Source organism: Stenotrophomonas nitritireducens (assembly GCF_001431425.1).
In the GTDB taxonomy this organism is placed as follows: Bacteria; Pseudomonadota; Gammaproteobacteria; order Xanthomonadales; family Xanthomonadaceae; genus Stenotrophomonas; species Stenotrophomonas nitritireducens.
The window spans coordinates 35,769-56,849 of record NZ_LDJG01000007.1 but is presented as its reverse complement, the minus strand read 5'-3'; the positions used below and the strand labels follow the sequence as shown (position 1 = coordinate 56,849).

The following is a 21,081-nucleotide window of genomic DNA, read 5'->3' as shown; positions in this document are numbered from 1 at the left end:
GCACCGGAACGAAGCCAGCCATGACCGGCATGCCGCTTCCCGACTCCCCGCTGCGCCGTCGCATCCTGCAGTTGCTGGGCTGGGCGGCCCTGGCCAGCGGCCTGCCGGCCACCGCCCTGGCGGCACCGACACCGGCGCGCAGCCGCGCCTTGCCGCGCGACTTCCTGTGGGGCACGGCGATCTCCGGGCACCAGAGCGAGGGCAACAACACCAACAGCGACGCCTGGGTGCGCGAGAACGTGCGCCCCACGCTGTTCGCCGAGCCCTCCGGCGACGCCTGCGACAGCTACCACCGCTATGCCGAGGACATCGCCCTGGCCGCGCAGCTGGGCTTCAACTGCTACCGCCTGGGCATCGAGTGGTCGCGCATCCAGCCCGCGCCCGGGTTCTATTCCAGCGCCGAGCTCGACCACTACGCGCGGGTGCTGGAGACCTGCCACGCGCACGGCCTGAAGCCGGTGGTGACGCTCAACCATTTCACCGTGCCGATCTGGTTCGCCGCGCGCGGCGGCTTCGAAGTGGCGGACGCGCCGGCGCTGTTCGCCGATTACTGCGGCCGCGTCGCCAGCCACCTGGGCGGGCTGATGCACCTGGCGACCACCTTCAACGAGGCCAACATCACCTTGCTGGTGCGGCTGCTCTACGGCAACACGGTCTCGCCGGCGGTGCGCGCCGCCGCCGACGCCGCCGCGCGCGCCACCGGTTCGACGCATTTTTCCAGCCTGGCCTTTTCCGACCCCGAGATCAGCACGCCACTGCTGCAGCAGGCGCACCGCCTGGGCTATGACGCGATCAAGGCGGCCCGGCCGACGCTGCCGGTCGGCCTGACCCTGACCACCCAGGACATCCAGTCGGTCGGCGACCCCGCGCTGGTGGAGGCCTATCGCCAGCAGCTGTATGGCGACTGGGTGGAGGTGGCGCGCACCCATGCCGATTTCTTCGGCGTGCAGACCTACACCCGCTTCCGCGTCGATGCCGGCGGGATCGTGCCGCCGCCGGCCGGGGCGGAGATGACCGACGCCGGTTACGAGTTCTATCCGCAGGCGTTGGCCAACACCATCCGCTGGGCGCATGCGGCGGTCGGCAAGCCCATCTACGTCACCGAGAACGGCATCGCCACCGACGACGACGCGCGCCGCATCGCCTTCATCGACCAGGCGCTGGATGGCGTGCGCGACTGCCTGGAAGCGGGCATCCCGGTGCACAGCTACCTGTACTGGTCGCTGCTGGACAACTTCGAGTGGACCTCCGGCTACGACAAGCATTTCGGGCTGGTGGCGGTGGATCGGCAGACCTTCAAGCGCACGCCGAAGCCAAGCGCGCATCACCTGGGCGCGATCGCGCGGGCGAACCGGATCTGATGCGCTCCCGCCACGGCCGCGCACGCCGCCGTGGCGGGAAAGCACGCCGCTCCGCTCCGGCACCGCGCGGCGCGCGGCGCGCGCGATGCTCAGAGCGCGGCGTAGACCAGCGGCCGCAGCATGTCGCGGGCCGGCACCGCGCCGGCCGGCATCAGCTGGGTCATCAGCGTCACCGACAGGCCCAGCGACGGCGTGGCCCAGAATCCGGTTCCCGCCGCTCCGCCCCAGCTGTATTCGCCGCTCGACCCGCGACCGTCGCGGTCGTCGAGCCGGGTGATCCCGCCCAGCGCCTGGCCGACGCTGCCGGGGGCATACCCGCCAAAGCGCTGCAACGCCGGCCACAGCGGCGCCTGCGGCCCATGCGGCGCCATCACCAGGCGCGCCGACGCCGCACGCATGACCCGGACCCCACCGCGCGCGCCGGCGCCGGCCAGCATGTCCACGAAGCGGCCATAGTCTTCCAGCGTGGAAACCAGCCCGGCGCTGCCGGCATCGGCGAACGGCCGCGTCAACGGCAGGCGCTCGCTGCCATCTGCCACGCGTACCAGGCCGGCGGCGCCCGCGTTGTACAGGCCGGCCAGGCGGCCGGCATGTTCCTCCGGCACCTGGAAGCCGGTCGCGGCCATGCCCAGCGGGCTGAAGATGCGGCGTTCCAGGAAGGTTCCCAGTCGCTCGCCCGTGATCCGCTCGATCACCAGGCCGGCGATGTCCAGGCCGTAGCCGTAGAGCCAGTCCGAGCCCGGCTGGAACGCCAGCGGCAGGGCCGACAGGCGCTGGGCGAAACCGGCCAGGCCGCCGACCGCGGGATCGTACATCCACGCCGCGGCGACCAGCCCGGCCTGGCGGTACAGCGGCGCGACCCGTGCATCGCCCCAGCTGTTGGCCAGTCCGCAACTGTGGGTCAGCAGGTGCGCCAGCGTCATCGGCCGCGCCGGTTCCCGCGCATCGAGCGACGTGGTGGCCACCTGCAGGTCGGCGAACTCGGGCACGTAGCGGGCCACCGGATCTTCCAGCGCCAGCCTGCCGTCCTCCACCAGCATCACCATGGCCGCGGCGACCACCGGCTTGGTCATCGAATAGATGCGGTACAGGCTGCCCGCGCCGACGGTTTCGCGGCCGTCGATGTACGCCTGCGCCAGCACCTCGCCCCGCCGCGCGATGCGCAGCGAGGCGAACGGCAGGCGCCCGTCCTCGACCAGCCCGCGCAGGCGCGCGACGACCGTGTCGAAGCGGCCACCGGCGGCCAGGGCGGGGGCGGCACCGACCAGCGCGAGCGCGCCGGCCGTGCCCAGGAAGCGGCGGCGATCCAGCATGGCGGCTCTCCCGTGGCCGGCGCTCAGTCCGGCGTCGCGGCGTGCGCCTGCGCGCTGGCCACTTCGCGCTCGGCCTGGGTGAAACCATAGTCCGGCACGACCTGCCCGGTCGGGTCGGAGACCTGCCGCCAGGCGGCCATCAGGCGCTCGCCGGCATCCTCACCGGCGCCGATGTAGCAGCCCTCGGTCAGGGTCACGTAGGCGCGGGCGAAGTGGCCGGCGCCGGCGCAGACGATGGCGCGGGTCGGCGCATCCTCCACCACCAGCGGCAGCAGCGCCGGGCTGACCAGCGCCGGATCGAGCGCCTGCAGCTGCGCCTCGGGCAGGATGCCCTCCATCATCCGCGTGTACGCGGTCGGCGCCAGGCAGTTGACGCGGATGCCGTACTTGCTCCCCTCGATGGCCAGCGTCTGCATCAGGCCGGCCAGCGCCATCTTGGCCGCGCCATAGTTGGCCTGGCCGAAATTGCCGTACAGGCCCGAGGACGAGGTGGTCATCACGATGCGGCCGTGCTGCTGGGCGCGCATCGTCTCCCATACCGCCTTGCTGCAGATCGCCGCGCCCATCAGGTGCACGTCGACCACGCGCCGGAAATCGTCCAGCTCCATCTTGGCGAAGCTCTTGTCGCGCAGGATGCCGGCGTTGTTGACCAGGATGTCGATGCGCCCCCAGTCGGCGAGGGTCCGCTCCACCAGCGCCGCCACGGCTTCGGCGTCCGTCACCGAGCCGGCAAGGGCCAGGGCCTGGCCGCCGGCCGCGCGGATTTCCGCGGCCACCGCCTCGGCGGCGTCCAGTCCAAGATCGTTGACCATCACCCGCGCGCCCTTGCGCGCGAGGTAGAGCGCGTGTTCGCGGCCCAGGCCGCCTCCCGCCCCGGTGATGACCGCCACGCGGCCGTTCAGCGGCATTGCCATTGTTCGATTCCCCTTGCTGTGGATGGTGAAGGGGAGCCAGCCGCGTTCAGCGGGCCTTGCGGCCTCCCCGTGGTTTGCATATCTGCCTGAAGCCGGCGGCCATGAACGTGGCCATGCGCGCCTTGACCGCGTCGTAGTCGTCCGACTGGCACAGGCCGCCGGACAGGCGATCGATGCGCCCGGTGCGCGCCAGCGTCAGCATCAGCGCGCCGGTGACGAAGTGGTAACCCCAGAAGATGTCCTCCTCGGCGCACTCCGGCATCGCCTTCTTCAGCAGGTCGATCAGGCGCAGCACCACCGGATCGAAATGCCGGTCCATCAGCTCGGCGCCATAGGACGTGTTCGAGGCCAGCGCGCCGAGCGCGCCGTAGTTCTTCCAGTTCTCGCCGCCCTGGATGTAGAGGTCCAGGTCGGTGTCGAGGAAGGCATGCAGCGCGCCTTCCACCGTGGGCTTGCCGCCACTGGCCGCCTCGTACTCGTCCAGGGCCTGCATGCGCAGACCGCTGGTCACGTCCGCCCGGCGCGCTATCACCGCATCGAACAAGGTCTGCTTGTCGGTGAAGTAATAGTTGAGCAGGGTGTGGTGGACGCCGACCCGGTTGGCCACGTCCTTGAGCGTGACCCCGTACAGGCCATGCTGGGAAAACAGCAGCTCGGCGACGTCGAGGATCTGCTCGGTCATCTCCGCGCGCTGCTCGGCCTTGGTCGCGCGTCGGGGCCGGGTGCCGGCCGGTTGCGGTTTCTTCCTGCGTCCAGGCCGGGATACTGTGTCCGTTGACACGCTTGCGCCTCCAGTGCATCGCACGGCGCACGCGGCTGGGCGACAGCGCGTTCATTGCCCCTTGCCGGCGGCGCCGTATTCGGTTCTCAGGCGCATTTTGTCAATTTTCCCGGTCGCTGCCAAAGGCATGTGGTCCACCCGTACCACCGCGTCGGGCAACCACCACGACGCCACCCGCCCGCGCAGCGCGTCGAGCAGCGCCGCATCGGTCAGCGCGCAGCCGTCGCGCAGCTCCACCAGCAGGATCGGACGCTCGCCCCATTTGGGGTGCGCGCGGCCGATCACCGCGGCCAGCGAGACCTCGGGCCGCTCGCCGACGATGCTTTCGATTTCCCCGGGGTTGATCCATTCCCCGCCCGACTTGATCAGGTCCTTGGCGCGCCCGGTGATGACCAGGCTGCCATCGCCGTCGATGCGCGCCAGGTCGCCGGTATCGAACCAGCCCTGGGCGTCCACCGCCGGCTGCACCTGGCCGAAGTAGCACTGCACCACGCTGGCCCCGCGCACGCGCAGGTGGCCTTCCACGCCGCGCTGTTGCGGCAGTGCGTTGCCCTCGGCATCGGTCAACAGCAGGTCCACGCCGATGGACGGCCGCCCGGACAGGTGCGCCGCCCGCTGCCGGTCGCCCGGCGGCGCCACGGTACCGGTCGGCGACAGCTCGGTCATGCCCCAGCTGGTCTGCACGCTCACGCCCAGGCGTTGTTCGATGCGTTCCATCAGCGCCGGGGCCATCGGCGCACCGCCGACGATCACCCGTTGCAGCGTCGGCACCTGCCCACCGGTGGCCTCCAGGTGCTCGAGCAGCGCCAGCCAGACCGTGGCCACGCCCAGCGCCACGGTGACCGACTCGGCATTGATCAGCGCCGCCAGACTGGCGCCGTCCAAGTGCCGGCCCGGCAATACCAGCCGCGCACCCACCGCCGGCGTGGCGAACGGCACGCCCCAGCCGTTGGCATGGAACATCGGCACCGCCAGCAGCACGCTGTCGCGGGTGGACAGCGCCATGGTGTCGGCCTGCAGCGCGCGCAGCGTGTGCAGGAACACCCCGCGATGGGTATAGGTCACGCCCTTGGGCGCGCCGGTGGTACCGGAGGTGAAGCACAAGCCGCACGGTGCCTGCTCGTCGAACCCGCCCCACCGGACCTGGCCCTGCGCCTGCTCGACCAGCGTCTCGAACGGCGCGACGACCTGCGTGCCGCCGCCCTCCAGTGCGTCGCCGTCGATCGACAGCACGTGTTCCAGCGTGGCTACCCGCGCGGCGATGCGCCGCGCCAGCGGCGCCAGGTCGGCCGACACCAGCAGCGCGCGCGCGCGCGACTGCAGCAGCATGTCCACCAGGTGCGCATCGCTCAGGCGCGGGTTCAAGGTATGGCAGAACGCGCCCATGCCCATCGACGCGAACCAGGCTTCCACATGCGCCTGCGTGTTCCAGGCCAGGGTGGCGATGCAGTCGCCGGCGCCCAGGCCCAAGGCCACCAGCGCCGCCGATGCCTTGCGGCAGCGCTGCGCCAGCGCGGCATAACCGATCCGCTGCACGGCGCCGTCGCCGCCGGCGGTGACCACTTCCACATCGGGGTGCCACTTGGCGCCGTGGTCCAGGAACTTGTCCAGAGTCAGCGCGAAGTCCTGCATCTGGCCGTGGATCAAGGACATCCTGCCATTCCCTCCGGCAGCGGCGGCGCGACGATACCGACGTTCCAGTGCCACGGCAGGCCGCCGTGCGCACGGCGCCGGCACACCACCGTCTCCACCAGTTCGTACATGCCGGGCTTGAGATGCTCGCCGGGCGCCGGCACGGCGCCGAACGCCATGTAGGCCTGCGCCTGGCCGAAGGCCGGCCATTCCGGCATGCCCGTCGCGGCGGGTACGCCGGTGCGCGCGAACGACGCCCAATAGCCGGCCATCGCCGCGGACAGGCTGGCCTCGGCCGCCGTATCCGGGATCTGCGGCCACCACGGCGGCGTCGTGCGCAGCGTGCCGAACAGATAGGGCAGCTCGCCGGCGTGGAAGGCATGCAGCCCGGCCGCGTCGGCCGTCGGGTAGCCATGGTCCCAGTAGTACAGGTAGGCGCGCTGGCCCAGCGCGGTCTGCTTGCGCACCAGCCGTTCCGCGGTCCAGCCGTACATCGCGTCGCGCGTGGTCGCCAGCATGGCCGCGTCCAGGTCCTGGCCCGGATAGCGCTGCAGCATCGCCTCGGCCAGGTCGCCGTAGCGGGCGCGGATCTCGGCCGCGTAGGCCGCGCCATCGGCCGGTGCCGGCGGCAGCAGGAAGCGCAGCGAGCGGATCTCGCCATCGTTGTAGCCGGCCAGGATCGGCACCGGCGCCTGTTCGCCGCGGTCGAAGGCCTCCACCGGCTGCAGCGGCAGCACCTTGCCGTCGACGTTGGCCAGCGGCAGGAACGCGGAGGCCGCCGCCTTGGCGGTCAGCTCCTGCGCGTCCATCGCGCGCAGGCGCGCCAGCCCGCGCACTTCGATCTTGCGGCTGAGCTCGAGGCCGGACTGCTCGGCCGCCGGGGTGCCGTGCACGGTCGTGCGCAGCGCCGGCGTCGAGATCATGTAGGCGCTCTGGGCGACGGCCTTGTGGAACAGCCCGCGCGCGTCGGGCGCGGCCATCAGGTACATGACGCTCAGCGCGCCGGCCGATTCGCCGGCGATGGTGACATTGCCGGCACTGCCGCCGAAAGCGCCGATGTTGCGCTGGATCCAGCGCAGCGCCTGGATCTGGTCGAGCAGGCCGTAGTTGCCGGACACGCCGTCGGCCGACTCCTCGCTGAGCTGCGGGTGCGCCAGGTAGCCCAGCACGCCGAGGCGGTAGTTGATGCTCACCACCACCAGCCCCTGGGCGGCCAGCCGCGCGCCGTCGTACATCGGTTCGCTGCCCGAGCCGCCGGTCAGCGAGCCGCCATGGATCCACACGAACACCGGGGCGTCCTTCGCGTCGGCCGGCGCCCATACGTTCAAGGACAGGCAATCCTCGCTGGTCGGCAGCGGCTCGCCCGGCGCGTACAGGCTACCCGGGCGCGGCGCGGGCTGGATGCAGGCCGGGCCGAAGCGGGTGGCATCGCGCACCCCCTTCCACGCCGCGGCGGCCACCGGCGGCCGCCAGCGCAGCGCGCCCACCGGCGCCTGCGCATAGGGAATGCCGCGGAAAGCGTGGATGCCGTCGGCCAGCGCTTCGCCTTTCAGCGTGCCGGCCGGGGCCTGGACCTGCGGCGCCGCCAGGGCCTGCGCGCTGCACAGCGCCGCGGAAACGGCCAGCGCGCGGATGAGGGTACGGATCATGGATTTGCCTCCTGCAATGCCTGACGACGGATGCTGCGCGCCAGCCACAGGAACAGGGCGATGGCCAGCACGTAGAACGGAATGAGCGTGTAGAACGCCATCTGCAGCGAATTGTGCGGATGGCTGGCGCGGAAGAAGTCGCTGGCCGCGCCCAGCCAGGTCGGCCCCAGGCCGAGACCGATCAGGTTCATCACCAGCAACAGCAAGGCGCCGGACAGCACGCGCTGGTTCGGGCGCACGTCCTCCTGCACCAGGGTCACCGCCGGCGACAGGTAGAAATAATTCAGCCCGGTCGGCAGCAGCAGGAACAACAAGGCCAGCCGCCAGCTGTCCACCCAGACGAAAGCGACGAACAACGGCAAGGCCAGCATCAGGCCCACGGCCGGCAGGTAGGCGTAGGCGGTCCTGGAACGCCGCGCCAGGCGGTCGATCAGGCGCCCGGACAGGACCATGCCCGACATCGTGCCGAGTCCGATCACCAGCGCGTACCACAGCGCCACGTCCTCCAGGCTCATGCCCTTCTCGCGCATCAGCAACAGCACGGTGAAGTTGATCATGCCGTAGGTGACGAACTGGGTCGCGCCGCAGGCCAGCGCCATGCCGCGCAGTACCGGATTGGCAAAGAACGCCCTGCAGGTCTGGCCCAGGCCCGGCCTTGGCTCCAGCGCCGCGGCGGCATCGCCGCTGTCGGCGGGCTGGTCAAGGCCTCCCTTCTTCGGCTCGCGCACGAATGCCCACACGCCCACCGCGGTGACCATGCCGATCACGCCGACCCACACGAAAGCCAGCCGCCAGGAATAGGCGGCGGCGATCGAGGCCCCGAAGGCCACGCCCAGCGCCTGCCCGATCGGCGGGCCGAGGTTGAACAGGCCCAGCGCGGTACCGCGCGTACCCGAGGGGAAATAGTCGGAGATGATCGCGTAGGACGGCGGCACCCCGCCGGCCTCGCCGACGCCCACGGTCATCCGCGCCAGCACCAGTTGCGGATAGTTGGCGGCCAGCCCGCAGGCAGCGGTGGCCGCGCTCCACAGGGCGCAGGCGAAGGCCAGCACCCGCACCCGGTTGGCACGGTCGGCCAGCCAGCCCACCGGGATCGCCAGGATGCAGTAGAACATCGCGAAGTACAGGCCGCCGATACGGCCAAGCTGGCCGTCGCTGATCCCCAGTTCGTCCTGGATCGGCTTGGCCAGGATGGACAGCAGCTGCCGGTCCAGGAAGTTCAGCACATAGACGAAGCACAGCACCGCCAGCACCAGCCAGGCCGCCACTCCCGGGCGCGCGGCTGGCGCGCCCGGGGGGGCCGGAACGACACCGGCCATCAGAACGTGTACCCGACGCGCACGCCTACCGTACGCGGCCGCACTACGCCGTAGCGGCCGTCGATGAAGGCCTCCGGATGCACGTAGTTGACCGAGCGGTCGTCGAACAGGTTCTCCACGTACAGGCCGACGGTGGTGGTGCCGAAGGCCGCGGCCACGCTCGCGTTCACCACGGTGTGGGCCTGGGTGTAGTCGAACGTCGGGCTGACCACGCCGGGCTGGCCGGGGACATGGGGGAACGCGTTGGGGTAGGCGCCGACGTGGGCCACGGCCAGCGAGGCATTGCCCTGGGCGTTGCGCGGCAGGTCGAAGCTGTAGTTGGCCGTGGCCGAACCGCTGAACTTCGGACCCGACAGGCGTGCGTCCTTGACCGCGCCGGACATCGCCGCCTCGGCCGGAGTCAGCCGGTCCACCCGGGCCTGGTTGAACGCGCCGTTGAGGGCGAGCGTCCAGCCCATCGCCGGCATCGCCATCAGCTCGAACTCCAGCCCGCGGCTGTAGGCGCCGCCGATGTTGGTGGCGAACTGCACCTGGTCGGACACGCGGTTGGCCTGGACCTGGATGTCACTCCAGTCGATGTAGTAGAGCGCGAAGTTGGCGGCCATGCGGCCGTCCAGCCAGCGACCCTTCAAGCCCAGCTCGTAGTTGGTCAGCTTGTCCGAATCGGCACCGTACGGAATGATCAGGTCGTCCGGATCCATGGTGCTGGCCGAGCCGGCGCGGGCATTGACCACCGGCGCGCGGAAGCCGGTGGCGACCGCCGCATAGGTGGTGATCGACGGAACCGGCCGCCACGAAGCGCTGACCCGGTAGGACGGACCGGTCTCGCGTGCCTTGGCGCCGGTGGCAGCCTCGACCGGGGTGATCGTCACCGGCAGCCCGCAGACGCCGTAGAAGCTGCAGTAGTAGGCCAGCGTCAGGTAGTCGCTGCTGTAGCCGCCCTCGCGGGTGAAGCCCTGCGCCTGGATGCTGCCGTAGCGCACCCCCGCGGTCGCCCAGACATCGTCGCTGAAGTGCCAGGTCAGCTGGCCGAACAGCGCCTGTTCCCTGGTCACGTCGTAGGTGTGGTAACGCAGGTAGTACTCGTCGGGCAGGCCGGTGATGCCGCTCTGCGCCAGGTACTGCTCGTTGGAGCGGTAACCGAAGAACACGTCGCGGTCGCGCTTGTAGTGGAAGCCGCCCAGCACCCAGTCCAGCGGGCCGTCGGTGTCGGACACCAGCCGTACTTCCTGCACGAAGGTACGGTTCTCGCCCGGCCCGTCCAGGGCGAAAGCCAGGGCCTGGTTGTAGGTACCGGCGAGATCGACGTTGAACAGCGCCTTGTAGTCCGACCAGGTCGAGGAACTGGTCAGCTTCACCCCATCGAACTGGTAACCCAGGGTGAGGTTGTAGTTGGTCATCGTGCCGGTGAACTTGTCCGGCCGGTCCGAGCGGCGCTTGTCCTTGCCCAGGTCCGGATTGACCAGGGACGAATCCTCCGGCGTGCTTTCCTCGCGCGAGAGCCGCATCTGCGCCGAAAGGCGGTCGGTCGGCTCCCACAGCAGGGTGGCGCGGCCGCCCCAGCTCTTGAGCGAGTTGGCGTTCTTGACACCGGTACCGACGTTGTCGATGTAGCCGTCTTCATTGCGCGAGAAACCGACCACGCGCAGCGCCATCGTGTCCTCGGCCAGCGGGATGTTCAGCATCGCGTTGTAGCGCTGGCGCAGCGCGCCGGAACCGGTGACGCCGAGGTCGACCAGCGCCGATCCCTCGAACACATTGGGATCCGGCGCATGGGTCAGGATGCGCAGCGCGCCGGCCAGCGAGCCGGAACCGAACAGCGTGCCCTGCGGCCCGCGCAGGAACTCCACCCGCTCCACGTCGTAGAGACTGGGGTCGAGAATGGTCGAGTTGCCGTTGGCCGAGATCGGCAGTTCGTCGATATAGATCGCCACCGTGCTCTGCAGGCCAGCGCCATAACCGTTGGTGGCGATGCCGCGCGCGGTGAAATTGTTGAAGTTTGCGCTGGCACGGTTGAGGATCACGCCCGGCGTTTCATAGGCCAGCCCTTCGTAACCGACGACACCCTTGGCATCGAGCTCTTCCTGGGACATCACCGACACGCTCAGCGGCACGTCCTTCAGCGGCTCGCTGCGACGCGTGGCGCTGACGATGACGGTATCCAGCTCATGGGCCTTGGCGGTCTCCCGCTCGCTCCCTTCCCGGGCCTGCTTCTCGATCACCGCCGCCGTGGCCTGCGCCAGAACGGATACCGGCATCGCGAGCAATGCGGCCATTGATGCAACTGCAAACGTACGACTTCCCATACACAGACCCCCTCCCAGAGTGCTGACTCAGCAAGACGCTTCGAACCGGATACTGCGGGCTGGCGGGGGCCGATGTCAACACTCACTCACACGAGCGTGAATATTATTCGACACCATCGCCGGAGCACCCTCTGCGGCGCTGGCCACGCCCGCCGCGACCGGCTCCGTTGGCGCACTGCGACCGACCACCGGCGCGTCCGCAAAAGGCCCCTGCACCGCCCGCAGCGCCATGCCTTGAACCGGCCGCGCTTTGCCGCCAGTCTTGGGCCATGTCCGACACACGCCTCACCCTGCCGCACTGGGACGCGCTGGCCGAACTGGCCGACGACGCGCTGCCCCTGCTGCCCACCGCGCTGCTGATCGCACGCGACGAATACCCGGAACTGGACCCGGCCCGCTACGACCGGCTGCTGCAGGCCCATGCCGACCACTTGCGGGTGGAGGTGGAGGCCATCGCCGAGTGGCCGCTGAAGGTGGCCGCCATCAACCACCACCTGTTCAACGAACTGGGCTACAGCGGCAACCACGACGCCTACTACGACCCGCGCAACAGCTACCTCAACGAGGTGGTCACGCGCCGGCTCGGCAACCCGATCTCGCTGGCCCTGGTGCAGATGGAAGTCTCGCGCCGGCTCGGCCTGCCACTGGAAGGCATTTCCTTCCCCGGGCACTTCCTGGTGCGGCTGCCGGTGGAGGAAGGGGTGCTGGTCATGGACCCGTTCAATGGCGGGCGCCCGCTGAGCGTGGACGAACTGCGCGAGCGCGCGCGCAGCAACCTCGGCGGCGAGACGCCCGACGACCAGGTGCTGGCGCAGATCCTGGACCCGGCGCCGGCGCGCGCGATCCTGATGCGCATGCTGCGCAATCTCTACGGCGTCTACGCCGAACGCGAGGAATGGGATCGCGCCGCGCGCAGTGCCGACCGCATCCTCAAGCTCGCCCCCGAACAGACCGAAGCACTGCGCGACCGCGGCCTGGCCTACCTGCGGCTGCAGCACCTGGCCGGCGCCCGCGCCGACCTGTCGCAATACCTGCGGCTGGAGCCGGACGCCGCCGACGCGGCGCAGATGCGCGAACGCCTGATCGACCTGGGCGGCGAGCGCCCCCAGCTGCATTGACCCCGTAGAGCGGGGCAACGCCCCGCTGGGGCTTCACCGGGAAAGCTCCGCCGGGCGCTGCCCGGCGCTACAGAACCCTGTCCCGTGTAGAGCGGGGCAACGCCCCGCTGGGGCTTCGCCGGGAAAGCTCCGCCGGGCGCTGCCCGGCGCTACAGAACCCTGTCCCGTGTAGAGCGGGGCAACGCCCCGCTGGGGCTTCGCCGGGAAAGCTCCGCCGGGCGCTGCCCGGCGCTACAGAACCCTGTCCCGTGCAGAGCGGGGCAACGCCCCGCTGGGGCCTCACCGGGAAAGCGCACCGGGCATCGCCCGGCGCCTGCTGGACCTCAGTCCAGCTCCACCATCTCGAAATCGTCCTTGGTCGTGCCGCAGTCCGGGCAGGTCCAGGTCTCCGGCACGTCTTCCCAGCGCGTGCCCGCGGCGATGCCTTCCTCGGGCAGGCCGTCGGCTTCGTTGTAGATGAAGCCGCAGACGACGCACATCCAGGTGCGGAAAGTGGAGGCGGAGCGTCAGGCATTGGATAATCACAGCAACACAAGGGCGGCCGCTGATTGTCCCACTCCCGCCGCCGTACAGGTAGCCATCCATGCCCCACGCTCTGAGCGCCGCCCGCGGCGTCTATCTGATCACCCCCGACGAAGCCGATACCGCGCGCCTGCTCGAACGCACGCGCCCGCTGCTCGCCGCCGGCGCCATCTGGCTGCAGTACCGCAACAAGGTGGCCGATGCCGCCACCCGCCATGAACAGGCTCTGGCCCTGCAGGCGCTATGCGCCGCCGCCGGCGTGCCGCTGATCGTCAACGACGATGCCGCGCTGGCTTCCGCCATCGGCGCGGCCGGCGTGCACCTGGGCGAGGACGACGGCGACATCGCCGCGGCGCGCGCCCTGCTCGGCCCCGGCGCCATCATCGGCGCGTCCTGCTACGACCAGATCGAACTGGCGCAACGTGCCGTGGCCGCCGGCGCCAGCTACGTCGCCTTCGGTGCGTTCTTTCCCAGCCGCAGCAAGGCCACCACGCGGCGCGCGCATCCGCACCTGCTGCGCGAGGCCGCGGCGCTGGGCGTGCCGCGCGTGGCGATTGGCGGACTGACCCCGGACAACAGCACGCCGCTGGTCGAGGCCGGCGCCGACCTGCTCGCGGTCATCAGCAGCGTGTTCGCCGCCGACGATCCGGTAGCCGCGCTGCGCGGCTACCGGGCCTGTTTCGCGTAGAGCGGCGCCACGCCCCTCTGGGCATTGCCGCCAAAGCCCCGCCGGGCGATGCCCGGCGCTACAGGCGCCATCACCATCGTCCGTCCATGTAGAGCGGGGCAAAGCCCCGCTGGGGCATTACCGGGCAGGCCCCAGCGGGCGATGCCCGGCGCTACGGGCGCCATCACCATCGTCCCGCCCATGTAGAGCGGGGCAACGCCCCGCTGGGGCATTACCGGGCAGGCCCCGCCGGGCGATGCCCGGCGCTACAAGCGCCATCACCATCGTCCCGCCCATGTAGAGCGGGGCAACGCCCCACTGGGGCATTACCGGGCAGGCCCCGCCGGGTGATGCCCGGCGCTACAGGCACCCGCACCATCGGCCATCCCTGTAGAGCGGGGCAACGCCCCGCTGCAGCATTGCCGCCAAAGCCCAGCCGGGCGTTGTCAGCGAGCGCCCTCCGTTGCGTCGGCGCAGGAGCAATCGCGGACGGCCCCGCTCCCGCAGGGCAGCGCTTTACTCCAGCGCCGCCTTCACCGCCGCCGGGTCGGCCAGCGCCTGTACGTCGCGGATCAGGCGCACGGTGTTGCCGCCAAGGATGCCGCCGATCTGCCGCTCGTCGTAGCCGGCATCGAGCAGGGCCTGCACCACCTTGGGCAGCGCGGTGATGTCCTCGTAGCCGTCGACACCGCCGCCGCCGTCCCAGTCCGCGCCCAGGCCGACATGCTCCCAGCCGGCCACCTTGATGATGTGCAGCAGGTGGCGCATGTAGTCGTCGAAATCGGCCTTGCGGATGTGGTACTTCGCGTCCAGCTCCGCCATCCGCGCCTTGACCTGCTCGCGCTCGGCGTCGCTCAGGTCGTGACGGTCGCCGAAGGACTCATAGACCTTGCGCCGCTCGGCGCGGTACTCCGGGGTGGCGCCGGTGTCGATCAGGTAACCGCCCAGCGAGTTCACCTGGATCACGCCGCCCTTCTTCGCCAGCGCGCGGATGCGCTTGTCGTCGATGTTGCGCGAGTGCGCGAACACGTCATAGGCGCCGCTGTGCGAAAGGATGATCGGGGCCCTGCTCAGTTCGAGCATCTGGTCGAACACCGCATTGGAGGCATGCGACTGGTCGAGGATGATGCCCAGCCGGTTGGCTTCGGCGATCATCGCCTTGCCCTTGTCGCTCAGGCCACCGTGCTCGCCTGCCGGGGCCACGCCCATGCCGGCCGAGTCGGCGAAATCGTTGTGGCTGATGTGCGCCAGCGAAAGCATCCGCAGCCCCTGCTTGTAATAGAAACCCAGAAGGCTGGGGTCATGCTCCAGTGGGTAGGCGTTCTCCATGCTGATGTAGACCGACTTCTTCCCCGCCGCCTTGATCCGCGCCGCGTCGTCGGCGGTGGTGGCCAGTTCGAACTTGTCCGGGTTGGCCGCGACCATCTCGCGGATCTCGGACAGGCGCACCAGGCCGGCATCGCGCGCCTTCAGGTTGCCGGCGGCATCGCGCTCGCCCTGGCCGGTGAAGATCACCCAGAAGCCGCCGTCCAGCCCGCCCTCGAGCATGCGCGGGTAGTCGATCTGCGAGCCGTCGCCCTGGAATGAATGGCGGTCGGTGATCTTCCAGCCCGGCTGCGAGAACAGCGCCGGCGTATCCAGATGGGTATCGAGATTGATCGCGCGGGCCTGGATGGCGCGTGCGCGCTCGGAGATCTTCTCCGGGCCGGTACCGGCCTGGGCGGTCGCGGCGAAGACCAGCAGCAGCGCAGCCGACAGCGCGCCGGCCTTGAACGTCGTATCGAACTTCATGGCTCTCCCTTCGGAACGGATCATCCCGCATTCTTGCATGCGCCCACCCGCCCCCTTGCAGGCCATTGGTCATGGATTCCCCGGCGCGTGGCAGCGCCCGGCGCGAAAGCGGACAATGGGCGCAATCCCCGCCACGCAGCTATGCCATGTCCTTGAACCACGACCAGTCCCATGCCCTGTTCAACCGCGCGCAGAAGCTGCTGCCCGGCGGCGTCAACTCACCGGTGCGCGCGTTCAAATCCGTCGGCGGCGAGCCGTTCTTCGTGCAGCGCGCCGACGGCGCGTACCTGTTCGACGTGGATGGCAACCGCTACATCGACTACGTCGGTTCGTGGGGCCCGATGATCGTCGGCCACAACCACCCGGCGGTGCGCGAGGCGGTGCAGCAGGCGATCGGCAACGGCCTGTCGTTCGGCGCGCCGTGCCCGGCCGAAGTGACCATGGCCGAGGCCATCACCGGCCTGGTGCCCTCGTGCGAGATGGTGCGCATGGTCAACTCCGGCACCGAGGCCACGCTGTCGGCGATCCGCCTGGCGCGCGGCGCCACCGGGCGCAGCAGGATCGTCAAATTCGAAGGCTGCTACCACGGCCACGGCGACTCGTTCCTGGTCAAGGCCGGCAGCGGCATGCTGACCCTGGGCGTGCCGACCTCGCCGGGCGTGCCGGCCGGCCTGAGCGAACTCACCCTCACCCTGCCCTACAACGATTTCGAGGCGGCCACCGCCCTGTTCGAGCAGCAGGGCAGCGAGATCGCCGGCCTGATCATCGAGCCGGTGGTCGGCAACGCCAACTGCATCCCGCCGCGCGAGGGCTATTTGCAGCACCTGCGCGCGCTGTGCACGAAGCACGGCACGCTGCTGATCTTCGACGAAGTGATGACCGGCTTCCGCGTGGCGCTGGGCGGCGCGCAGGCGCACTACGGCATCACCCCGGACCTGACCACCTTCGGCAAGATCATCGGCGGCGGCATGCCGGTGGGCGCCTATGGCGGCCGCCGCGAACTGATGCAGCAGATCGCCCCGGCCGGCCCGATCTACCAGGCCGGCACGCTCAGCGGCAATCCGGTGGCGATGGCCGCCGGGCTGGCGATGCTGGAGCTGATCCAGCAGCCGGGCTTCCACGATGCGCTGGCCGCGCGTACCGCACGCCTGTGCGAAGGGCTGGAAGCGGCCGCGCGCGAGGCCGGCGTCGCCGTCACCACCACCTGCGTCGGCGCGATGTTCGGCCTGTTCTTCACCCACGAGAAGGTGGAGACCTACGCCCAGGCCACCGCCTGCGACCTCCCGGCGTTCAACCGTTTCTTCCACGCGATGCTGGAGCGCGGCGTGTTCCTGGCGCCGTCGGCCTACGAGGCCGGTTTCCTGTCCAGCGCGCACGACGACGCGGTGATCGATGCCACCCTGGCCGCCGCACGCGAAGCGTTCAAGGTGGTCGCCGCCGCTTGATCGCCCTCCACCTCGCCCGTGCAGGAGTGGCAATGCAGGCCGCGACCGGCGCTTTCGCAGGAACACTTCGGTCGCGATGGATGCCGCTCCCACGGGGGCGGCATCCATGATTCCGATGATCCACGCCCTGCTGCTCGACTTCGACGGCCTGCTCGCCGACTACGACCATCCGCGCCATCTCCGGCACCTGGCCGATGCAGCCGGCTGCATGCCGGCGCAGGTCGACGAACTGCTGCGTGGCGAAGGGCTGGAGCTGGCCCACGCGCGTGGCGAGCTCGATGGCGATGCGCTGTTGCAGGCCCTGAACGCACATCTGGGCAGCCGCTTGTCCGCGGCCGACTGGTCCGCCGCACGCACCCATGCCAGCAGCCTGCGCCGCGACACGCTCGCCCTGCTGCAACGGTTGCCGCCCGACATCCGCGTCGCCGTGCTCACCAACAACGGTCCCTTGAGCGTGGCCGCGATCGCCGCCCTGCTGCCCGGCACCGACGTGCTGTGCAGCGCCACGGTGGGCGTGCGCAAACCCGACCCGCGCATCTATCTGGCCGCCGCCGAAAGGCTGGGCAGCGCACCCGCGCGCACGCTGTTCATCGACCATCTGTTCCGCAACGTGCAGGGCGCGCGCAGCGCCGGCCTGCACGCCGACACCGCGCACCACACCCAGTCACTGCGCCGCGTGCTGCGGCGCTGGCACCTGCTGTGAACCGCCGCCCAGCGCGTTGCGCAGCCGCGTCGCCAACGGCTCCAGTTGCGCCATCGTCGAAGGGGCCGGCACGCCCATCGGGTAGACGTCCAGCAGGCCGTCTCCATGTCTGCGCGGCTGCACATGCAGATGGAAATGCGGCACTTCCTGTCCGCCGGCCTCGCCGTTGGACTGCCACAGGTTGAGCCCGTCCGGTGCGAGCGTGTCGCGCAACGCCCGCGCCACCCGGTGCGCCACGCGCATCACCTGCCCCGCAAGGGCTTCGTCCAGCGCGTAGAGGGTTTCGGCATGCTGCCGTGGAACCACCAGCACGTGCCCGGGCACGGCCTGGCGCAGGTCCATGAAGGCCACCACCTGCGCGTCTTCCCACGCCATCCTGGCCGGCAGCTCGCCGGCCAGGATGGCGCAGAACACACATTCCTGCATCAGCGCGAAGCCACGTACGCCGCGATCGCCTCGCGCACGCGCTTCAGGCCTTCGGCCAGTTCCTCGTCGGTGATGTTCAGCGGCGGCACGAAGCGCAGCACGCTGGTGCCGGCCTGCAGGATCAGCACCTGCTTTTCGGCGGCCAGGTCCAGCAGCGTGCCGATGTCGGCCACGTACTCGGGCTTGAGCACTGCACCGATCATCAGGCCCATGCCGCGCACCTGCTCGAACACGCCGAACTCGGCGCCGATGGCTTCCAGCCCGGCCTTGAGCGCGGCCGACTGGCGCGCGACGTTGGCGCGGATTTCGTCCGAGGCCAGCGTGCGCAGCGCCACCCGCGCCACTGCCGCGGCCAGCGGGTTGCCGCCGAAGGTGGTGCCGTGGGCGCCGACGCCCATGACCTCGGCCACCTTCGGGCCGGCCAGCATGGCGCCGACCGGGAAACCGCAGCCCAGCGCCTTGGCCAGGCTGACGATGTCCGGGGTCACGCCCCAGTTCCAGTGCGCGAACAGCTCGCCGGTGCGGCCCATGCCGACCTGGATCTCGTCCAGCACCAGCAGCGCATCGTGCTGGTCGCACAGTTCGCGGGCGCGGCGCATGAACTCGGCCGAGGCCGGCATGATCCCGCCTTCGCCCTGCACCGGCTCGAACATCACCGCGGCCACGTCGCCGCCGGCCATGGCCGCTTCCAGCTGCGCCACGTCGTTGAAGTCGGCATAGCGGAAACCGCCCGGCAGCGGCTCGTAGCCCTCCTGGTACTTGGGCTGGGCAGTGGCGGTCACCGTGGCCAGGGTGCGGCCGTGGAAACTGCCGCGGAAGGTGAGGATGACGCGCTTCTCCGGCGGCCGGCCCTGCGCGGCGGCCCACTTGCGCACCAGCTTGATCGCCACCTCGTTGGCCTCGGCGCCGGAATTGCACAGGAACACGCGGCTGGCGAAGCGCGAGGCCTCCACCAGCTCCTGCGCCAGGTGCAGCGGCGGCTCGCTGTAGAACATGTTGCTGGTGTGCCAGAGCTTGTCGGCCTGGGCCAGCAGCGCGGCCTTCAGCTCCGGGTTGTTGTGGCCGAGGCTGCACACCGCGATGCCGGCCGCCAGGTCGATGAACTCGCGTCCCTGCGTATCCCAGAGGCGGGCGCCCTGGCCGCGCTCGAGCACGAGCTGGCGGGGCCGGTACACCGGCAGGTAGTACTGGGACAGGGACAACAGCGGTTCGGCGACAGCGGTCATGGCGTTCCGGCAAGTAGGGTGGGCGAAAGACGCATTCTCTCCCATTACGCGGGCTGCGGCACAATGCCGCCATGCGACTGTTCTCGACCCCGCAACTGAACCCCGCCTCCGAGACCGGCTGGCGCCGCCGCTGGTTCGACATCATCTACCGGCGCGATACCCGGCCTTCGCGCAATTTCGACCTGCTGCTGGTCTACGCCATCGTCGCCAGCGTGCTGGTGGTGATGCTGGACAGCGTGCAGCACATCCATGCCGCCTGGGCGTCGTGGTTCTACGTGGCCGAATGGGGCTTCACCCTGCTGTTCAGCGCCGAGTACGCGCTGCGCCTGCTGGTGGTGCGGCGGCCGCTGCGCTATGCGCTCAGCATCTGGGGCATCATCGACCTGCTGGCGATCCTGCCCACCTATCTCTCGCTGCTGCTGCCCGGCGCGCAGACCCTGCTGGTGGTGCGCGCCCTGCGCATCCTGCGGGTGTTCCGCATCCTCAAGCTGACCCGCTACATCGAGGAAAGCGGCATCCTGATGCAGGCGCTGTGGCGCAGCCGCCGCAAGATCCTGCTGTTCCTGTCGCTGGTGATCACCATCGCCATCGTCGCCGGCTCGCTGATGTACGTGATCGAGGGCCCCAGCCACGGCTTCAGCAACATCCCGGCCAGCATGTACTGGGCGGTGGTGACCATGGCCACGGTCGGCTTCGGCGACATCGTGCCGCAGACCACGCTGGGGCGCTTCGTCACCTCGGCGCTGATCCTGATCGGCTACAGCATCATCGCCGTGCCCACCGGCATCTACACCGCCGAACTGGCCAACGGCATGCGCCAGGCCGAGGCCGCGGCCGGCCGGCGCCGCCGCGATGACCGCGGCTGCGTCGTCTGCGGGTATGAGGGGCACGAGCCGGCGGCGCGTTACTGCAACCGCTGCGGGCATGAACTGCCCGAGCCGCTCGAGCCGTAAGCACGAGCCGGCTGCTCCACGCGCTGCCGGCCCGGGCGAACCCGGCCGGCACCAGCACCGGGAGGCAGCAGGCGGCATGCCCCATCGCGGCGCCGGGCGATGGCCGCGGCCATCGCGGTGGCTCAGTCGAGGAACAGGTCCGGCAGCAGCGGCCGCGACGGATCGACCGCATAGGCGGACAGGTCGGCCACGCCGGCCTGCGCCAGCACCTCGTCGTCGATCAGGAACTGGCCGCTGAAGCCGGCCGCCTCGCGCACCAGCACCGCATGCGCGGCATCGGCCATGATCTCCGGGCGGCGGCAGCCGGCGGCATCGACGCCGGGAATCATGTTGATCGCATCGGTGGCGATGATGGTGCGCGGCCACAGCGCGTTCACCGCCACGCCCTGCGGCCCGAACTCGGCGGCCAGGCCCAGGGTCACGAAGCTCATGCCCATCTTGGCCAGGGTGTAGCCGGTGTGCGGCCCCCACCATTTGGGATCCAGGCTCGGCGGCGGCGCGAGGGTGAGGATGTGCGGATTCGGCGCCTGCAACAGGTGCGGCAGGCAGGCCTGCGCGCACAGGAAACTGCCGCGCGCATTGACCTGCTGCATCAGGTCGAAGCGCTTCATCGGCGTGTCCAGTGCGCCGCGCAGCCAGATCGCCGAGGCGTTGTTCACCAGGATGTCGATGCCGCCGAAGGTGTCGACCGTGGCCGCCACCGCCGCATGCACCTGGTCTTCCTCGCGGATGTCGCACTTCAGCGCCAGGCCGCGACCACCGGCCGCATTCACCGCCTCGACCGCGGTATGGATGGTGCCCGGCAGCTTGGGATTGGGCACCGCCGACTTGGCGGCGATGGCGACGTTGGCGCCGTCGCGCGCGGCACGCAGCGCGATGGCCAGGCCGATGCCGCGCGAGGCGCCGGTGATGAAGAGGGTCTTGCCTTGCAGGCTGCTCATGCGCGACTCCGCGA

Annotated in this window: 18 protein-coding genes; 6 read left to right on the top strand and 12 right to left on the bottom strand. The window is 70.3% G+C overall.

Annotated features, from left to right (window positions below):
- The first annotated feature begins 20 nt into the window (after positions 1 to 20).
- Complete coding sequence (locus ABB22_RS06075; protein ID WP_200911399.1) at positions 21 to 1,361, top strand: glycoside hydrolase family 1 protein; 1,341 nt, start codon at positions 21 to 23, stop codon at positions 1,359 to 1,361.
- Between the two features lie 89 nt (positions 1,362 to 1,450).
- On the opposite strand, the gene ABB22_RS06070 is transcribed toward ABB22_RS06075, so the two are convergent.
- From ABB22_RS06070 to ABB22_RS06040, 7 genes are all read right to left on the bottom strand, one after another.
- Entirely contained in the window at positions 1,451 to 2,674 is a 1,224-nt protein-coding gene (locus ABB22_RS06070) for a serine hydrolase domain-containing protein (RefSeq protein WP_055771707.1), read from the bottom strand.
- Positions 2,675 to 2,697: 23 nt separating this feature from the next.
- Positions 2,698 to 3,588, bottom strand: coding sequence for an SDR family NAD(P)-dependent oxidoreductase (locus tag ABB22_RS06065; protein WP_235504334.1), 891 nt, complete (start codon positions 3,586 to 3,588; stop codon positions 2,698 to 2,700).
- Positions 3,589 to 3,634: 46 nt separating this feature from the next.
- Entirely contained in the window at positions 3,635 to 4,270 is a 636-nt protein-coding gene (locus tag ABB22_RS06060; RefSeq protein WP_055771714.1) for a TetR/AcrR family transcriptional regulator, read from the bottom strand.
- A gap of 150 nt (positions 4,271 to 4,420) precedes the next feature.
- Positions 4,421 to 6,022 (bottom strand): AMP-binding protein, encoded by a 1,602-nt coding sequence (locus ABB22_RS06055; protein ID WP_055771717.1) that lies wholly within the window; start codon positions 6,020 to 6,022, stop codon positions 4,421 to 4,423.
- Complete coding sequence (locus tag ABB22_RS06050) at positions 6,013 to 7,650, bottom strand: carboxylesterase/lipase family protein (protein ID WP_055771720.1); 1,638 nt, start codon at positions 7,648 to 7,650, stop codon at positions 6,013 to 6,015. The genes ABB22_RS06055 and ABB22_RS06050 overlap by 10 nt, the downstream gene beginning before the upstream one ends.
- Entirely contained in the window at positions 7,647 to 8,969 is a 1,323-nt protein-coding gene (locus ABB22_RS06045; protein WP_055771723.1) for a spinster family MFS transporter, read from the bottom strand. Before ABB22_RS06045 ends, ABB22_RS06050 begins: the two co-directional genes overlap by 4 nt.
- The gene (locus ABB22_RS06040; RefSeq protein WP_162838909.1) at positions 8,969 to 11,245 is read right to left on the bottom strand and encodes a TonB-dependent receptor; all 2,277 of its coding nucleotides are present in this window, start codon (positions 11,243 to 11,245) and stop codon (positions 8,969 to 8,971) included. The genes ABB22_RS06045 and ABB22_RS06040 overlap by 1 nt, the downstream gene beginning before the upstream one ends.
- A gap of 299 nt (positions 11,246 to 11,544) precedes the next feature.
- Here ABB22_RS06040 and ABB22_RS06035 point away from each other — a divergent pair, with 299 nt between their 5' ends.
- Complete coding sequence (locus ABB22_RS06035; RefSeq protein ID WP_055771729.1) at positions 11,545 to 12,393, top strand: SirB1 family protein; 849 nt, start codon at positions 11,545 to 11,547, stop codon at positions 12,391 to 12,393.
- Between the two features lie 323 nt (positions 12,394 to 12,716).
- Here the strand turns inward: ABB22_RS06035 and ABB22_RS06030 are convergent, their stop codons facing one another.
- A complete protein-coding gene (locus tag ABB22_RS06030) occupies positions 12,717 to 12,872 on the bottom strand; it encodes a rubredoxin (protein WP_055771732.1) in 156 nt (51 codons plus the stop codon).
- A 104-nt stretch (positions 12,873 to 12,976) separates the two neighbouring features.
- Here ABB22_RS06030 and thiE point away from each other — a divergent pair, with 104 nt between their 5' ends.
- Positions 12,977 to 13,603, top strand: a complete 627-nt coding sequence (gene thiE / locus ABB22_RS06025; protein ID WP_055771735.1) for a thiamine phosphate synthase — start codon at positions 12,977 to 12,979, stop codon at positions 13,601 to 13,603.
- Between the two features lie 495 nt (positions 13,604 to 14,098).
- Here thiE and ABB22_RS06020 read toward each other — a convergent pair whose 3' ends face one another.
- The gene (locus tag ABB22_RS06020) at positions 14,099 to 15,373 is read right to left on the bottom strand and encodes a dipeptidase (protein ID WP_055771738.1); all 1,275 of its coding nucleotides are present in this window, start codon (positions 15,371 to 15,373) and stop codon (positions 14,099 to 14,101) included.
- A gap of 152 nt (positions 15,374 to 15,525) precedes the next feature.
- On the opposite strand from ABB22_RS06020, the gene hemL reads away from it, so the two are divergent.
- Together hemL and ABB22_RS06010 are read left to right on the top strand one after the other, a co-directional pair.
- Complete coding sequence (gene hemL / locus ABB22_RS06015) at positions 15,526 to 16,818, top strand: glutamate-1-semialdehyde 2,1-aminomutase (protein ID WP_055771945.1); 1,293 nt, start codon at positions 15,526 to 15,528, stop codon at positions 16,816 to 16,818.
- Positions 16,819 to 16,924: 106 nt separating this feature from the next.
- Positions 16,925 to 17,521 (top strand): HAD family hydrolase, encoded by a 597-nt coding sequence (locus ABB22_RS06010; RefSeq protein WP_057505107.1) that lies wholly within the window; start codon positions 16,925 to 16,927, stop codon positions 17,519 to 17,521.
- Here ABB22_RS06010 and ABB22_RS06005 read toward each other — a convergent pair.
- Together ABB22_RS06005 and ABB22_RS06000 are read right to left on the bottom strand one after the other, a co-directional pair.
- Positions 17,483 to 17,947: an HIT family protein gene (locus tag ABB22_RS06005; protein ID WP_055771743.1), complete on the bottom strand. Its 465-nt coding sequence runs from the start codon at positions 17,945 to 17,947 to the stop codon at positions 17,483 to 17,485. The two genes, ABB22_RS06010 and ABB22_RS06005, sit on opposite strands and share 39 nt — an antisense overlap.
- Entirely contained in the window at positions 17,947 to 19,173 is a 1,227-nt protein-coding gene (locus tag ABB22_RS06000) for an acetylornithine transaminase (RefSeq protein ID WP_055771746.1), read from the bottom strand. Before ABB22_RS06000 ends, ABB22_RS06005 begins: the two co-directional genes overlap by 1 nt.
- Positions 19,174 to 19,244: 71 nt before the next feature.
- Between ABB22_RS06000 and ABB22_RS05995 the strand changes: the two genes are divergently transcribed.
- Complete coding sequence (locus ABB22_RS05995; protein ID WP_055771749.1) at positions 19,245 to 20,126, top strand: ion transporter; 882 nt, start codon at positions 19,245 to 19,247, stop codon at positions 20,124 to 20,126.
- 122 nt (positions 20,127 to 20,248) lie between these two features.
- Here the strand turns inward: ABB22_RS05995 and ABB22_RS05990 are convergent, their stop codons facing one another.
- On the bottom strand, positions 20,249 to 21,067 hold the full coding sequence (locus ABB22_RS05990; RefSeq protein WP_055771752.1) for an SDR family oxidoreductase: 819 nt from the start codon (positions 21,065 to 21,067) through the stop codon (positions 20,249 to 20,251).
- Positions 21,068 to 21,081 lie beyond the last annotated feature (14 nt).